This is a genomic window from Blautia marasmi, from assembly GCF_900258535.1.
Lineage (GTDB): Bacteria > Bacillota > Clostridia > Lachnospirales > Lachnospiraceae > Blautia > Blautia hominis.
The window spans coordinates 6072571-6088570 of record NZ_OIWX01000001.1 but is presented as its reverse complement, the minus strand read 5'-3'; the positions used below and the strand labels follow the sequence as shown (position 1 = coordinate 6088570).

At 46.1% G+C, this 16000-nt stretch carries 13 protein-coding genes; 12 read left to right on the top strand and 1 reads right to left on the bottom strand.

Annotation, left to right across the window (positions count from 1 at the left end; genetic code table 11):
- Positions 1-82 precede the first annotated feature (82 nt).
- The 5 genes from spoIVB (at position 83) to C6P39_RS26870 (ending at position 5669) form a co-directional block, all read left to right on the top strand.
- Positions 83-1285: a SpoIVB peptidase gene (spoIVB, locus tag C6P39_RS26890; protein ID WP_242987151.1), complete on the top strand. Its 1203-nt coding sequence runs from the start codon at positions 83-85 to the stop codon at positions 1283-1285.
- Positions 1286-1484: 199 nt separating this feature from the next.
- Complete coding sequence (gene spo0A, locus C6P39_RS26885; RefSeq protein WP_033141185.1) at positions 1485-2279, top strand: sporulation transcription factor Spo0A; 795 nt, start codon at positions 1485-1487, stop codon at positions 2277-2279.
- A gap of 150 nt (positions 2280-2429) precedes the next feature.
- Complete coding sequence (gene glgA / locus C6P39_RS26880; protein ID WP_095172471.1) at positions 2430-3875, top strand: glycogen synthase GlgA; 1446 nt, start codon at positions 2430-2432, stop codon at positions 3873-3875.
- Between the two features lie 112 nt (positions 3876-3987).
- Positions 3988-4656: a response regulator transcription factor gene (locus tag C6P39_RS26875; protein WP_104805767.1), complete on the top strand. Its 669-nt coding sequence runs from the start codon at positions 3988-3990 to the stop codon at positions 4654-4656.
- Positions 4653-5669 (top strand): sensor histidine kinase, encoded by a 1017-nt coding sequence (locus C6P39_RS26870; protein ID WP_104805766.1) that lies wholly within the window; start codon positions 4653-4655, stop codon positions 5667-5669. The genes C6P39_RS26875 and C6P39_RS26870 overlap by 4 nt, the downstream gene beginning before the upstream one ends.
- A 61-nt stretch (positions 5670-5730) precedes the next feature.
- On the opposite strand, the gene C6P39_RS26865 is transcribed toward C6P39_RS26870, so the two are convergent.
- A complete protein-coding gene (locus tag C6P39_RS26865; protein WP_104805765.1) occupies positions 5731-7695 on the bottom strand; it encodes a sodium-translocating pyrophosphatase in 1965 nt (654 codons plus the stop codon).
- Between the two features lie 431 nt (positions 7696-8126).
- Between C6P39_RS26865 and C6P39_RS26860 the strand changes: the two genes are divergently transcribed.
- The 7 genes from C6P39_RS26860 to rny all read left to right on the top strand — a co-directional run bounded on the left by C6P39_RS26860 (position 8127) and on the right by rny (position 15358).
- Complete coding sequence (locus C6P39_RS26860; protein ID WP_095172475.1) at positions 8127-8894, top strand: ABC transporter ATP-binding protein; 768 nt, start codon at positions 8127-8129, stop codon at positions 8892-8894.
- Positions 8884-10884, top strand: coding sequence for an FtsX-like permease family protein (locus C6P39_RS26855; RefSeq protein ID WP_104805764.1), 2001 nt, complete (start codon positions 8884-8886; stop codon positions 10882-10884). The genes C6P39_RS26860 and C6P39_RS26855 overlap by 11 nt, the downstream gene beginning before the upstream one ends.
- Before the next feature lie 87 nt (positions 10885-10971).
- Complete coding sequence (locus tag C6P39_RS26850; protein WP_065541187.1) at positions 10972-11157, top strand: hypothetical protein; 186 nt, start codon at positions 10972-10974, stop codon at positions 11155-11157.
- Between the two features lie 13 nt (positions 11158-11170).
- Positions 11171-11428, top strand: coding sequence for a spore coat protein (locus C6P39_RS26845; protein WP_065541188.1), 258 nt, complete (start codon positions 11171-11173; stop codon positions 11426-11428).
- A gap of 353 nt (positions 11429-11781) precedes the next feature.
- A complete protein-coding gene (recA, locus tag C6P39_RS26840) occupies positions 11782-12915 on the top strand; it encodes a recombinase RecA (protein ID WP_095172477.1) in 1134 nt (377 codons plus the stop codon).
- A gap of 143 nt (positions 12916-13058) precedes the next feature.
- Positions 13059-13670, top strand: coding sequence for a regulatory protein RecX (locus C6P39_RS26835; protein ID WP_104805763.1), 612 nt, complete (start codon positions 13059-13061; stop codon positions 13668-13670).
- Between the two features lie 128 nt (positions 13671-13798).
- Positions 13799-15358, top strand: coding sequence for a ribonuclease Y (gene rny / locus C6P39_RS26830; protein WP_095172479.1), 1560 nt, complete (start codon positions 13799-13801; stop codon positions 15356-15358).
- Positions 15359-16000: the final 642 nt, after the last annotated feature.

Genomic DNA, 16000 nt, shown 5'->3' with positions numbered 1-16000 from the left:
ATGAATCATCACATACTAAAAAGGGTACACAAGAGTGTATCCTTTTTTCTTTTTTAAAAAAATTATGAAAGGATGTGATTTTTTGTCGAAAAAGCGTAATTATCGGCGCCTTCTTTTCGTATTCTTAATAGCAGATATTATTGCAGCCGGCACAATGGGATATCAGGAGGTTAAAGACTCCATACCGGACACCTTGTATGTCCGTTCAGGAAATGAGGATGGGATCAGCAAAATGCTGGATAATCCTCTGGTCACTTATCCGGACACCCTGAACGTGGCGGACAGCGGCACCTACCGGATTCCCTGCAGCCTGCTTGGAGTAGTTCCGCTGAAGGATGTGAAAGTGGAGACTGTGGAGGATAAGTGGGTATCTGTGTGCGGTATGCCCATAGGCCTTTATATGGACACACAGGGCGTTTTGATCGTGGATACAGGGGAAATCATAGGCAGTGACGGAATTCCCTGTGAACCGGCCGCTAACATTGCCAAATCAGGGGATTACATCCTGCAGGTGGATGGGGAAGCTGTTTCTTCCAAAAAAGATTTGATTTCCAAGATTCACGACTGTGACGGAAAACCGGTGACGCTTCTTGTAAGACGCGGGGAGGAGGAAGTGCCTATCTCCATTGATCCGGTGTTAGGAGAAGATCAGGAGTATAAGCTGGGAATCTGGGTGAGGGACAATACCCAGGGGATCGGGACTATGACTTATGTGGAGGAGGACGGCAGTTATGGAGCGCTGGGCCATGGGATCAGTGATACGGATACAGGGGAACTTCTCGATATCTCCGGCGGGGAGCTGTATCAGGCACAGATCGTATCTGTATTAAAAGGGACAAAAGGTAATCCCGGTGAACTTTCAGGTTACATTGACTATGATGACAGCAAAAAGATAGGGACCATTGACAACAATACGGAAAAAGGCATATTCGGCTCTGTCAGTGAGGGATGTATGTATAAGCTTCCTCTGACCTCCATGGAAGTGGGCTACAAACAGGAGGTAGAGACCGGGGAGGCGCAGATCCTGGCAGATCTGGAAGGCGAGGTAAAGGCATATCAGGTAAATATAACAGATATTTACAGAGACCAGGCGGACACAAACAAAGCCTTTGCCATACAGGTGACCGATCCGGAGCTGCTTGCAGCAACCGGGGGGATCGTTCAGGGCATGAGCGGAAGCCCTATTGTTCAGAACGGAAAACTAATCGGCGCTGTGACACATGTTTTTGTACAGGATTCTACCAAAGGCTACGGCATTTTTATTGAAAAAATGCTGGAAGATTAGGCAAAAAAATATCTGCAAAATCAGGTTGAATGTCGAAAAATTGATGAATGTGGCGCAATACGGTGAAAGTTGTAAGATGATTTAGCTTGATTATGAAAACAACTGATAATATAATACAAGTAGTCTTCAGAAATGACGATTCAACAGGGCGCCCGTCATTTACTGAAGAAAAAGAGCAACATGACATGGAGGACGAGTTATGGAAAAGTTAAATGTCGCTATAGCAGATGATAATGAGAAAATGTTGGATTTACTGGGGAATCTCATCAATGAAGATAAAGAGCTGGAATTGGTAGGTCATGCCAACAATGGCGCCGATATATACGATATAATCAGAGAAAAAGAACCTGACGTTGTACTTTTAGATATCATAATGCCGAAAGTGGACGGTTTAAGCGTGATGGAACGTGTCGGAAGGGACGGCAATCTGAAAAAACATCCCGCTTTTATTGTAGTATCCGCTGTAGGGCAGGAACAGATCACAGAGGATGCCTTTAATCTGGGGGCAAATTATTATATTATGAAACCGTTTGACAACAAGATGCTGCTGTCCCGCATCAAGCACATCAGGCAGTCCAGGGACACAAGAGTGAAGGAACTGCGCAAAGTCAATGCATATGAGGATAAGGGTACTTATTTCGAGAGAAATCTGGAAGCAGATGTGACAAACATCATCCATGAGATTGGTGTTCCGGCACATATCAAGGGCTATCAGTACCTGAGAGACGCAATTATCCTCTCTGTCAATGACATGGAAATGCTCAATTCCATTACTAAGATCTTATATCCGACCATAGCCAAAAAACACCAGACAACACCCAGCCGCGTAGAACGGGCAATCCGCCACGCCATTGAGGTGGCCTGGAGCAGAGGGAAAATGGATACCATAGACGAGCTGTTTGGCTATACCGTGAGCACAGGAAAAGGCAAACCGACCAATTCAGAATTTATTGCCTTAATTGCAGATAAAATCAGATTAGAATACAAGAAATAAAAAGCAGCCGCAAAAAAGCACTTTTCATTGCACTGAAAATAGGGTATAATCATTATAATAGGCAGGTTGAGATACTGTCTAAAATATGCAGGCATGGCAGCAGACTTGGGAGGTTTGTGTAAAGTTGCCTGACTGAAGGAGGGTATTTCAGTGAAGAAGATATTGTTTGTGGCTTCAGAGGCCGTACCGTTTATTAAAACAGGAGGGCTGGCTGACGTTGTCGGCGCGCTGCCCAAGTGCTTTGATAAAAATTATTTTGATGTGCGGGTGATTATCCCCAAATACATGTGCATGAAGGAAGAGTTTAAGAACCAGCTTCAGTATGTTACACATTTTTATATGGACATAGGCTACCGCAGAGAATATGTGGGCATCATGCAGATGGAATATGACGGTGTTCAGTTCTATTTCATTGATAACGAATACTATTTTTCAGGATACCAGCCATATGGTGATATCCGTTTTGACATTGAGAAATTTGCGTTTTTCTCAAAAGCCGCGCTTTCTATTCTTCCGGTGATCGATTTCAGGCCCGATGTGATTCACTGCCATGACTGGCAGACAGGACTGATACCGGTTTATTTAAAAGACAGGTTCCAGGAAGGTACCTTTTATCAGGGAATTAAGACAATCATGACCATACATAATTTGAAGTTTCAGGGTACCTGGGATATTAAGACGATCCGAGAGCTGACCGGACTTCCGGCATATTATTTTACCCCTGACAAGCTGGAGTCATTTAAGGACGGCAACCTCTTAAAAGGCGGACTGGTGTATGCGGATGCCATAACAACTGTGAGTAATACCTATGCAGAAGAGATTAAGACAGAATTTTACGGAGAAAAACTGGACGGACTGCTTCGCGCCCGCGCCCATGACCTGCGCGGTATCGTAAATGGAATCGACTATGATGAATACAACCCCGAAACTGACCGTATGATTGCGAAGAATTACAATGCGAAGACATTCCGCAAAGAAAAAGTAAAGAACAAGACAGCTCTGCAGAGCGAACTGGGTCTGAACCAGGATCCAAAGGCTATGATGATCGGTATCGTGTCACGTCTGACAGACCAGAAGGGCCTTGATCTGATCGCTTATGTAATGGATGAGCTGTGCCAGGATGCGATCCAGCTTGTAGTGCTGGGAACTGGTGAAGAACGATATGAGAATATGTTCCGCCATTTTGCATGGAAATATCAAGGCAAGGTGTCCGCCAATATTTTCTATGACAATGCATTGTCTCACAGAATCTATGCATCATGTGATGCGTTCCTGATGCCGTCACTGTTTGAGCCCTGCGGCTTGAGCCAGCTGATGAGCCTTCGCTACGGAACCATTCCCATTGTGCGTGAGACAGGCGGTTTAAAAGACACAGTAGAACCATATAATGAATTTGAAAGTACAGGAACAGGCTTCAGCTTTACGAATTACAATGCCAATGAGATGCTGAGTATGATTCGCTATGCAGAGTCTGTATACTACGATAAGAAGCGCGAGTGGAACAAATTGATTGACCGCGCAATGGCCAAGGACTATTCCTGGTCCAATTCTGCGAACCAGTATGAGGAAATGTACAACTGGCTGATTGGATCATGACAGGCAGCATATAAGTCCTAATGTAAAATTGAGAGTGAACCGGATACGGCAGAGGCTGTGTCCGGTTTTCTAGTATAGCGTTGTATAAGGTTTGCAGAAAGAAGGGATAGAAATGAAAGTTCTTTTGACGGAAGATGATGATAAGCTGCGCACAGAACTGGCACTGTTTTTCAAAATGCACGGGTATGAGACAGAAGAGATCACGGACTACAAACATGCAGTGGAAGCGATCTGTAGTGCAGAGGGCCAAATCCTGCTTCTGGATCTCTCCCTGCCTGAGGCAGACGGAAAATATATCTGCAAAGAGATCAGAAAGCGCTCCCCCATACCCATTCTTATCATCACCAGCCAGAACACAGAGATGAATGAACTTCTCTGTCTCAATTATGGGGCAGATGATTTTATAGCAAAGCCCTTTAATCCCCAGATCCTGCTGGCCCACGTGGAGGCAGTGCTGAAGAGGAGCCAGGGAGCACTGCAGGAGTCAGAGGAGATATCCTGCGGTGACTTCATTCTGGATATTTCGCGGGGAGTGGCAAAAGCTGGGGAAAAGGAGGCAGATCTGACGAAAAATGAGAGCAGGATCCTGTACTGCCTTGCAAAGAATAAGGGGAAGATCGTGTCCAGGGATGTGATGATCAATGACCTTTGGGACAGTGAACTGTTTGTGGATGACAATACCCTGACCGTGAACATTACCAGGCTTAGGGCAAAACTGGAATCCATTGGGCAGAAGGGTGTCATCCACACCAAGAGAGGGCAGGGGTATCTGTTGGAATGAGTCTGAGAGAATATTTAAAAGAGCGCTGGCTGCAGTTTACCCTGCTGCTGGCGGTGCTGACCGTGATCCTCCTTTTTGGGGGGCTGGTCATGATCCCCGGGTTTTATCTGCTGCTGGTGGGATGCGCATTTGTCAGTATCTGGTTTGTTGTATGGTGTACAGATTATATGAGAAAGCGCAGTTTTTACAAAACAGTGGAGAATCATCTGGCACATCTGGACCAGAAATACCTGCTTCCGGAGCTGCTTGAAAGCCCGGGTTTTCTGGAGGGAAGATTCTTGTATGAAACACTTCAGGAAATGATGGAATCCATGAACTGGCGTGTGGGAGAGTATAGGCGCAAGAGCGATGATTACAAGGAATATATTGAACTGTGGGTCCATGAAGTAAAGCTTCCCATTGCCACCGGGAAAATGATTCTTGAAAACAACAGGGACAGCTATAGTGACAGCCTTACGGAGGAATTTGACAAAATAGATGACTTCACGGAACAGGCCCTCTTTTATGCCAGGAGCAATTATGTGGAAAAGGATTACATTCTGAAAAAACTGAACCTGGAAGAATTGGTCCGTGAAGTGATACGAAAAAATAAGAAAGCTCTCATAAAAGGAAAATTCAAGATCGATCTCCATGATTTGGACGTATCTGTGTATTCTGACAGCAAGTGGCTGGCCTATATTCTGAATCAGATACTGGCTAACAGCATAAAGTACCGGAGAGAAGGCAGAACGGAAATTGAGTGGTATGCAGTTACAGAAAAGGAAAAGGTCATCCTCTGTATGAGAGACAACGGGATGGGGATTCCTGTTATGGATCAGGGCCGTATTTTTGAAAAAGGATTTACAGGAGCCAATGGCCGTTCCGGTAAAAAGTCCACAGGTATAGGTCTCTATCTCTGCAAAAAACTCTGTGAAAAAATGGGACACAGGATTTATCTCACTTCCAGAGAGGGAGAAGGATGTGAAGTATTCATAGACTTTCCAAAGGGAAGCATGACCGGCTTTCTGGAGTGAGAGACCAAAAAAGGGCGGAACCGCCAAAGCGGCCCGCCCGTATTTTATTATTTTTATCACATCAAAGGAACAGGGGTGTAAATACCACCGCCACAATGGTCATCAATTTGATCAGTATATTGATGGAAGGCCCGGAAGTATCCTTAAAGGGATCGCCCACCGTATCACCGACAACCGCTGCTTTATGGGCTTCGCTGCCCTTGCCCCCGTGGGCGCCTTCTTCAATAAATTTCTTGGCATTATCCCAGGCTCCGCCGGAATTTGCCATAAATACAGCCATTAACACACCGGTAACCAGCGCTCCCGCCAACAGCCCGCCCAGTGCTGCCGGCCCAAGGACCAGTCCCACAAGCAGCGGAGCCGCCACAGCCATAATGCCGGGAACCATCATTTCTCTCAAAGCCGCCTGTGTGGATATCTGCACACAGGAAGAATAATCCGGCTTCCCTGTCCCTTCCATAATGCCGGGGATTGTCTTAAACTGCCTGCGTACTCCCTCGATCATCTTATTCGCCGCCTTGGAAACTGAATCCATAGTCAGGGCGGAAAACAAAAACGGCAGCATACCGCCGATAAACAATCCGACAATGACCTGCGGGTTCAAAATATCAATGGTATCCAGATTTACCGCTTCCGCGTAAGAGACAAACAGGGCCAGAGCGGTGAGTGCTGCGGAGCCTATGGCAAAACCCTTGCCCATGGCAGCCGTGGTATTACCCACAGAATCCAGCTTATCCGTAATATTCCGCACAGATTCGTCCAGTCCTGCCATCTCCGCGATACCACCTGCATTATCTGCAATCGGTCCGTAAGCATCAATGGCAATGGTAATACCTGCAGTGGAAAGCATCCCTACCGCTGAGAGGGCGATGCCGTACAATCCGCTGAAATGATAAGCAGCCAGTATGCCCACTGCAATAAAAAGAATGGGAAGCATGGTGGAACGCATTCCTACAGACAGGCCGCTGATGATAGTAGTCGCTGCTCCTGTCTCAGACTGGGCTGCAATTTTCTGCACCGGTTTATAATCACCAGAAGTATAGTATTCTGTCATGATACCGATCAGCAGTCCCACAACAAGTCCGCTGATAATGGCAATAGCCGCTTTAAAATCACCAAAGAACATATGGCTTAACACAAGGGAAAGGGCCAAAACCACCACACTGGAACCATAGGTCCCCACTTTCAGCGCTTTACCCGGGTCCGCACTGCTGCTGGCTTTTACCAGGAAGGTTCCGGCCATGGAGGCCAGAATCCCCACGCCTGCCAGTACCAGCGGGAACACCGCGCCGGAGCCTTTAAAATAAATAAGACCCAGCGTGATGGCAGACACCAGAGAACCTACATAGGATTCAAACAGATCGGCACCCATACCTGCCACATCTCCTACATTATCCCCTACATTATCGGCAATAACAGCCGGATTTCTGGGATCATCCTCGGGAATCCCGGCCTCCACCTTTCCCACCAGGTCAGCACCCACATCCGCGGCTTTTGTATAGATACCGCCGCCCACACGGGCAAAGAGGGCGATGGAGGAGGCTCCCAGGCCAAAACCGGAGATAATGCCTGCATCCTTTGTCACAAGATATACCAGGCTGACGCCCAGAAGTCCCAGGCCGGTCACACACATTCCCATCACAGAACCACCTGAAAAAGCAATGGAGAGTGCCTGTTTCATGCCGGATTCCTTTGCCGCACCGGCTGTGCGCACATTGGCTTTTGTGGCTACCTGCATGCCGCAGTAACCGGATATGGAGGAGAAAAGTGCCCCCATAAGAAAAGCGGCGGCTGTCATCCAGCTTTTCAGTGCAATCCCCAGTATCAGGAAAAATACCACAACGAAAATAACCAGTATCCGGTACTCAGCCATCAAAAAAGCCTGTGCCCCCTCATGAATATAGGAGGCGATCTCCTTCATCCTGTCATTTCCGGCCTGCTGTTTTTTTATGGTGCAGGTTAGAAAGAAGGCGAAGAGAAGTCCCAGTATCCCTATAACAGGGACAAGATAAAGCAGTTGTTCCATAATATAATTCCCTTCCTTTCCCTGTGAGGACATTTGACTGTGCAGGGGTGCGGAGGAGTTTCACCCGGCGCGGACGTATGTCCTGTCACAAATAAGTTTTTATAATATCATTATATAACAAATATGTCTAAAATACATAAAAAAACTTAAAAAAATAAGAAATTTTTCGGTGAATCGCTAATTTTACTGAAAATGTTTGGGAAACCTTACAAATCTGCAAGATAAATGTAAGTGAAATCGATGGGATGGAACTTTAAATGGCCGTATAATAAAATCATCCTAATTATTCAGCAGGTCCGTGCATCCGCTGCACTGCCCGCAAGAATGCGTTTCGCAGTGAAGCAAAAATCCCATCGCCAAAGACGATTCGGCCTGTGACTGTGAAGATACTGAACAATTACGGATCATTGATCAAGAAAGGAGCTGCCATTATGAATACAGTATTAGAAGTAGCAAATGTGGAAAAATATTATGGAAATAAAAGTAATCTGACAAAAGCCTTGGACGGAATCAGTTTTTCCGTGGAGGAAGGGGAGTTTGTGGGAATCATGGGAGCCTCAGGAAGCGGGAAGACAACGCTGCTGAATTGTGTCTCTACCATAGACCGTGTGACAAGCGGAAAGATCATTGTCAATGATATAGACGTGACAAGACTCAAAGGAAATCACCTCAATCAGTTCAGGAGAGAGGAACTTGGTTTTATCTTTCAGGATTTTAATCTTCTGGATACGCTGACGGCCTATGAAAATATATCCCTGGCCCTTACCATCCAGCGGGTCAGCCCCGCAAAGATCCACAAATCGGTAAATGAGATCGCAGACAAGCTGGGTATTGAGGATATTTTAGAAAAATATCCCTATCAGATGTCAGGCGGACAGAAGCAGCGTGTGGCCTGTGCAAGGGCCATGATAACCAATCCCCAGATCGTTATGGCGGATGAGCCTACCGGTGCCCTGGATTCCAAATCGGCCAGAATGCTTTTGGAGAGCTTCCAGTATTTAAACCAGCAGATGGCAGCCACGATCCTCATGGTCACACACGATGCCTTCACTGCCAGTTATGCCAACCGGATCCTCTTTATCAAGGACGGAAAACTGTTCAATGAGCTGGTGAAGGGAAGAGACACCAGAAAAGAGTTTTTTAACCGTATCATTGAGGTGGTTACTCTCCTGGGAGGTGAGCTGAACGATGTTATTTAAACTTTCGGTTAAGAATATCAGAAAGAGTCTGAAGGATTATGCCATTTATTTTATGACACTGATCCTGGGGGTTGCTATCTTCTATATTTTTAATTCCCTGGATTCCCAGCAGGCCATGACAGACCTGACGTCCTCCAAAAAAGAGATCATTTCACTTATGATTACCATGCTGAGCGGCGTTTCTGTATTTGTCTCCTGTATCCTGGCCTTTTTGATCGTTTATGCCAACAATTTTCTGATCAAAAGAAGGAAAAAAGAATTTGGCGTGTACATGACACTGGGCATGGGAAAAGGGCAGATATCCAGGATCCTTGTAGGGGAAACCTTCCTCATCGGCCTTCTGTCTCTGGCGGTGGGGCTGTTTATAGGTGTACTGGGAGCACAGTTTATGTCTGTGCTGGTGGTAAAGATGTTTGAAGTGGATATGGAGTCTTATGTCTTCGTATTTTCCAAAGCGGCTTTTTTCAAAACAATCTTATATTTTGGGATCATGTATCTGGCTGTACTGGTATTCAATACGGTCAGTATCTCCAAATGCAGTCTGATAGACCTTTTGTCCGCAGGAAAGAAGGCGGAACAGATTAAGATGAAAAAGCCTGCGGTCTGTATGGTATTATTTCTTTTTTCCGTAGCCCTTCTGGGCGTCCTTTACTATTTGGTGGCCTGTATTCCCACTAAACTGGATACAGGCACGTACGGGATCATTATTGCACTGGGCTGTCTGGCCACCTTCCTTTTTTTCTGGTCCCTGTCAGGCTTCCTTCTGCATATGATGCAAAGAAACAGAAAATACTATCTGAAGGATCTGAATGCTTTTGTCCTTAGGCAGATCAACAGCAAGGTCAACACTACGGTAGTTGCCATGACGATCATCTGCATTATGCTTTTTATGACTATTACAGTCCTGTCAAGCGGACTGGGGATCAACCACTCTTTCCGGGAATCCTTAATGGAACTGACACCGGTGGATGTGAATGTGGAATATATGCCTCCAAGCGGAGAGAGCGCCGGGACTCCTGTTTCAGATAAACTGCAGGATGCAGGTTTTGATCTGCATGTATTGCAGGAGGATTATGTGGAAATGGGGATCTATAGTACCGGGCAGCTTACTATGGGCCTGACCCTAGGGGAGAATATGTCGGAAGTGTCAAAAAACTTTATGTTCTTGAATGCCGAACTGGAGGAGGATATGATCCGGCTGTCTGATTACAACCGGCTGGCAAAGCTTTACGGGAATCCTCAGTATGACTTGAAGGATGACGAATATCTGGTACTGTGCAATATGGATGATGTAAAGATACAGAGAGATAAAATGCTGAAAAAAGGGGAGAAGATCCAATTAGACGGTATATCCTATTCACCGAAATACGGGGAGTGCCAGGATGGATTTCTCCAGATGATGACAAACCGCATAAATCCGGGCATTTATGTGCTTCCTGACCACGCTGTGAAAGAAGAGTGGAGGAACCGGGGATTTTTGGCAGCCGATTATGCCAGACAGGACAAAAAAGGTGTGGAGGATGCGGATGCTAAGATAAACGCGATTCCCAGGGAACTGGGGATATACAGCAACACCAGGACAGATATTGTGTCTGCAAGTATGGGGCTTTCCACCATCATCACTTTTGTAGCCATCTACCTGGGTATCATATTCCTTATCTCAGGGGCAGCCATACTGGCTCTCAAAGAACTTTCCGAGAGTTCTGATAACAGGGACCGGTATGAGGTGCTGCGGAAGATCGGTGCGGATGAGAGAATGATAAACCGCTCTCTTTTCAAACAAATTGGAATATTCTTCCTGATGCCGTTAAGTCTTGCCGTGGTGCATTCCATTTTTGGCCTGCAGTTTGTCAGGGTCATGATGATAACAATGGGAGAAGTCAACCGTTTTGGTTCCATCCTCACTACAGCGCTGATCCTGCTAGTGATCTACGGCGGCTATTTTCTGACCACATATCTGGGCAGCAAGCGAATTATTCAGGGGAAATGAGAATAAGAAAAACCTTGCAAAGCCATACTATTTCTGTAGACAAAACGGTGTTAGAACCACCAAAAACAGAAATAGGAGGAAAATGTCATGACAGAACTTTCAGTACTTGACTTACAGAATCTGCGCCATTTGATCGGCGGATTTGAGACCAGCCACTGCAAAATGCAGGATTATGCACACGAGGCACAGGATCCCCAGGTGAAACAGTTCTTCCAGAAGGCTGCACAGTCAGCAATGGAAAGCAAACAGCAGCTTATGCAGTTTTTACAGTAGGAGGTAAGAAGAGATGACAGATAAGACAATGGTATCCGATACCCTGGTAGGTATCAACGGTGAACTGGGACATTACGGTGCAATGATCCCTCAGACAGAAAATGCTCAGTTAAAACAGACTTTAAAACAGATGAGAAACCAGGCAGAAATGTCACAGGAAGAGATTTATCAGATCGCTAGAGCAAAAAGCTATTACGTTCCTGCTGCAAAAGCGACTCCGGAAGAGGTCAGCCATGTAAAGAATGTACTGACACAGTTATCTGCTCAGTAAAAAGCCAATTGACAGAATAGCAAAGGCCGCGGTTCGTGAACCGTTACGGCAAAGGGCATCGGATGCTTATCCGGTGTCCTTTTTTCTTGACAAATACGGCCGGATGCTACATACTTAACACATACCGTCAAAGGCAGTTCTGTCTTTTTATCTATTCAAGCAGCATTCCGCTGCGCCGGTATCCCCATTAAAAAAAGAACGCGCAGAAAGGATGTGATGCGTATTGCAGGCAGGAAAATAACAGTTGACAAGGAAGAAAAAGTGTACTATTATGATAACAGTAATACGAACATAAGTTCGTGAGTATGACAGAAGAAGAAATCATGAGATCAATCAAATAAAGGAGATAACAAATGGTCAAAGAAGATAAATTAAAAGCCCTGGACGCGGCTTTGGGTCAGATTGAAAAGCAGTTTGGAAAAGGCTCTGTTATGAAACTGGGTGATTCCTCTTTACATATGAATGTGGAGACTGTACCAACAGGTTCCCTGAGCCTTGATATTGCCCTGGGACTGGGCGGAATCCCCAGAGGAAGGGTAGTGGAAGTCTACGGACCGGAATCCAGCGGTAAGACCACAGTGGCGCTGCATATGGTAGCAGAGGTGCAGAAGAGGGGCGGAATCGCAGGCTTTATTGATGCGGAGCACGCTTTGGACCCTGTATATGCCAGACATATCGGTGTGGATGTGGACAACCTCTATATCTCCCAGCCGGATAACGGTGAGCAGGCTCTGGAGATTACAGAGACTATGGTTCGTTCCGGTGCTGTGGATATTGTGATCGTGGACTCTGTTGCGGCTCTGGTTCCGAGGGCGGAGATCGAAGGCGATATGGGAGATTCCCATGTGGGCCTCCAGGCGCGTCTGATGTCACAGGCTCTCCGTAAACTGACAGCGGTTATCAGCAAATCTAACTGTATCGTTATCTTTATCAATCAGCTTCGTGAGAAGGTGGGCGTAATGTTCGGGAATCCTGAGACCACTACAGGCGGACGTGCCCTGAAGTTCTATTCCTCCATCCGTCTGGATGTGAGAAGGATCGAGGCCCTGAAGCAGGGCGGTGAGATTGTGGGTAACCGTACCAGGATCAAAGTGGTTAAGAATAAGATCGCGCCTCCGTTTAAAGAGGCGGAGTTTGATATCATGTTCGGCCAGGGAATCTCAAAAGCCGGGGATATTCTGGATTTGGCAGCAAATCTGGGAATCATAAACAAAAGCGGCGCCTGGTATGCATATAAGGATGGAAAGATTGGCCAGGGACGCGAGAATGCCAAACAGTATTTGAAAGAGAATCCGGAGGTGGCAGAAGAAGTGGAAGCAAAAGTCCGGGAACACTACGGACTCACAGAAGGAAAGACAGAAGAAGAGAGCAGCAAAGATACAAAAGAAAAGAAAGCTGACGCCAAAGCTTCTGCAGCCAAAGCACCGGATCTGAAAGCCGCAGAGATATCTGCTGCCCAGGGTACAAAGAAAGAAAATGAGGAGTAACTATTGACCGGGTCAGCGCATTAACTGCGCTGACCGTAAAGAAACGTTCAGGAGTCAAGCAAAATTTTATCGCCGAAGACGATTCTGTATGGATTTTTGCCTGTAACCTTGTAGGTACTGAACGTTCACAATGAGGAAGTATAATGCTTGTCACAAAAATACAGGCTGTAACAAAACAAAAATATAGAATCGAGCTTGACGGACAGCCCGCCTTTGTTGTATACAAAGGCGAGCTGTCTCGCTATGGAATAAAAGAGGGGCATGAAATCTTGCAGCCGGTTTATGAGGAGCTTGTGGGCCAGGTGCTCACAAAGCGTGCCAAACTGCGTGCCATGCATCTTTTGGAAAGCATGGACCGGACCAGGGCAGAGCTGGAGAAAAAGCTGCAGTCAAGTGAGTATCCCGGGGAAGCCGTGGCGGAGGCTCTTGCGTATGTGGAATCATTTGGATATCTGGATGACAAAAGATATGCCAGACATTATGTGGAGTGTAAAAAAGAGGGCAGAGGGAAAGCGCGGCTGAAAATGGAACTGGCCCAAAAAGGTGTGGACAGAAACATCATAGAGGAAGTCCTTGATGAGGCAAAATTGGATGACTGCAGGGACACCATCCGGGAGCTGGTGAGGAAGAGAAGAAGGGGTGACGGCCCCATGGATGACAGAGAACGGCAGAGAATTTACGGCTATTTAATGAGAAAAGGTTTTTCGTCCTCTGATATTTTGTCCGTATTAAAAGAAAAAGAAGATTTTTGCTGAAAAATCTTGGACAGATTTCACATACTTGTCTTTTAGAAAAAAAGGTTTTATGTTGACTTTTCAGTAAAAACAGTATAAAATTAAACTGTTGTATTTGTACAATGAAAACTAAATAAGGAGGTGCTCCTGTGGCAATCTATGTAATAGTTGCAATTGTTGCTGTGGTAATCACGCTGCTGATTGCGGTTCCTGTTACAGCCAACATTTCAGTTAAGAAAAAAACGGAAAAAGACGCTGAAACAATCGGAACAGCAGAAGTAAAAGCAAGAAGCATTATAGATGAAGCATTGAAAACTGCGGAAACGAAGAAACGTGAAGCTCTCTTAGAAGCAAAAGAAGAAAATCTCCGTACGAAAAACGAGTTGGAGAAAGAGACAAAAGAGAGACGTGCAGAACTTCAGAAGTATGAGAAGCGTGTTTTATCCAGAGAAGAAGCAGTAGACAAAAAGGCCGATGCCCTGGAAAAACGAGAAGCAGATTATACAGCAAAAGAAACTGAGCTAAAAAAGAAAGAAAAGAAAGTCGATGAATTACATGACCAGAGAGTACAAGAACTGGAAAGAATTTCCGGTCTGACCTCCGAACAAGCAAAAGATTATTTGTTAAAAACTGTTGAGGACGAAGTAAAGATTGACACTGCAAAGCTCTACAAGGAATTGGAGAGCAAGGCAAAAGAGGAAGCCGATAAGAAGGCCAAGGAATACGTGGTGACAGCCATTCAGAAATGTGCGGCAGACCATGTGTCGGAAGCTACAATCTCTGTTGTACAGCTTCCAAGCGATGAAATGAAAGGCCGTATTATCGGAAGGGAAGGACGCAATATCCGAACTTTGGAAACACTTACGGGTGTAGATCTTATTATTGATGATACCCCGGAAGCAGTCGTATTGTCCGGTTTCGATCCGATCCGGCGTGAAGTAGCACGTATTGCGCTGGAAAAACTGATTGTGGACGGAAGAATCCATCCGGCCAGAATCGAAGAGATGGTAGAAAAAGCACAAAAAGAAGTAGAGACCATGATGAGAGAAGAAGGTGAATCCGCTGCCCTGGAAGTTGGCGTACACGGTATTCATCCGGAATTGATCCGTCTGCTGGGACGTATGAAATTCCGCTCCAGCTACGGCCAGAATGCCTTAAAGCATTCTATTGAGGTGGCACAGCTTGCCGGCCTTTTGGCGGGTGAAGTTGGGACAGACATTCGCATGGCAAAACGTGCAGGTCTGTTACATGACATCGGAAAATCCATCGATCATGAAGTGGAAGGTTCCCATATTCAGATTGGTGCTGACTTATGTAGAAAATATAAAGAGTCCCAGGTGGTTATCAACGCCGTGGAATCCCATCACGGGGACACGGAACCCACATCTCTGGTGGCTTGTATTGTACAGGCTGCTGATGCGATCAGCGCAGCAAGACCTGGTGCTAGAAGAGAAACTTTAGAAACATATACCAACAGATTAAAACAATTAGAAGACATAACAAACTCTTTCAAAGGAGTGGACAAATCTTTTGCTATTCAGGCAGGTAGGGAAATTCGAGTGATGGTAGTACCGGAACATGTAACAGATTCCGATATGGTGCTGCTGGCTCGGAGTATTTCAAAACAGATTGAAGCTGAACTGGAGTATCCGGGACAGATTAAGGTTAATGTGATTCGGGAGAGCCGCGTTGTAGATTATGCAAAGTAGGCTGGACTGAGAGAGGTGCAGAATGCTGCGATGATATTTTTTTATGTCATTGCGGGGTTCTGTACTTTTTTTGTTTGGGAGGGACGGTGAATGGGTCGGTGTGGTGGGGGAATGCGCGTGGAGGACGGGAGCGGCGGCCTGGGGCAGGGCAGATGGGATACAGGATGGCTCCTGGCTCCGTTCCCCTCAGCTAACTTGGCGTTCGCACTAAGTTCATCAGGAGAGCCTTCTTCACTAAGTGCTCACAGCCAGTGGATCTTCGGCTCGCTCCGCTTGACACTCGCCATCCTGTATCCCATCTGCCCTCCCCCAGGCCGCCGCTCCCGTTTCTCCACGCGCATTCCCCCACCACACCGACCCGTTCACCTGAGAGCGTCCGCGGAAGGAGAAAAGCAGTTAATCTGAAAGTATCTGCGGAAAGAGAAAAGCAGTTTACTTGAAAGTGTTTGCGGAAGGAGAAAAGCAGTTAATCTGAAAGTATCTGCGGAAAGAGAAAAGCAGTTTACTTGAAAGTGTCTGCGGAAGGAGAAAAGCAGTTAATCTGAAAGCATCTGCGGAAAGAGAAAAGCAGTTTACTTGAAAGTGTCTGCGGAAGGAGAAAAGCAGCTTATCTTAGAGCGTCTGTGGAAGGAGAGAAGCAGT